This window comes from Lysobacter enzymogenes, assembly GCF_017168095.1.
Classification (GTDB): Bacteria; Pseudomonadota; Gammaproteobacteria; order Xanthomonadales; family Xanthomonadaceae; genus Lysobacter; species Lysobacter enzymogenes_D.
Genome location: NZ_LXSD01000416.1, coordinates 31,801 through 32,496 on the forward strand (window position 1 = coordinate 31,801; position 696 = coordinate 32,496).

The window sequence follows — 696 nt, forward strand, 5'->3', positions numbered from 1 at the left end:
TCGCTGGTGGTCGAGGTCGCGGTCGCGGTGTTGGCGTAGCTGCCGGTCGCGCGCACGGTGGCGGCGATCTCGATGTTCGCGCTGGCGCCGTTGGCGAGCGTGCCGATCGTCCACACGCCGGTGCCGGCGTTGTAGGTGCCGGTGCTCGGGTTCGCCGAGACGAAGGTGTAGCCGCTCGGCAACTGGTCGTTGACGTTGACGCCGGCCGCGGCCGACGGACCGTTGTTGGTCACGGTCACGGTGAAGGTGACGTTGGTGCCGACCGTCGGCGTCGCGTTCGACACGGTCTTGGTCACGGCCAGATCGGCCGAAGCCACCGGCGTCGGCGTGCTGGTGGACGTGTTGTTGCCCGGCGTCGGGTCGCTGGTGGTCGACGTCGCCGTCGCGGTGTTCGCGTACGGGCCGTTCGGCAGCACGGTCGCGACGATCTGCAGGGTCTCGCTGGCGCCGTTGGCGAGCGCGCCCACGGCCCACACGCCGGTGCCGTTGTTGTACGTGCCCACGCTCGGCGTCGCCGAGACGAAGGTGTAGCCGGCCGGCAGTTGGTCGTTGACGTTGACGCCGGCCGCATCGGACGGGCCGTTGTTGCTCAGGGTGATGGTGAAGGTGACGTTGGTGCCGACCGTCGGCGTTGCGCTCGACGCGGTCTTGACCACGGCCAGGTCGGCCGAGGCCACCGGCGTCGGCGTGTTGGTC

General features: G+C 70.3%; 1 protein-coding gene. It reads right to left on the minus strand.

The genetic code is table 11. The annotated features are described in order from the left end of the window. The coding region (locus A7A76_RS18325) for a DUF11 domain-containing protein (protein ID WP_206412554.1) at nt 1–696 on the minus strand (696 nt) is incomplete at both ends.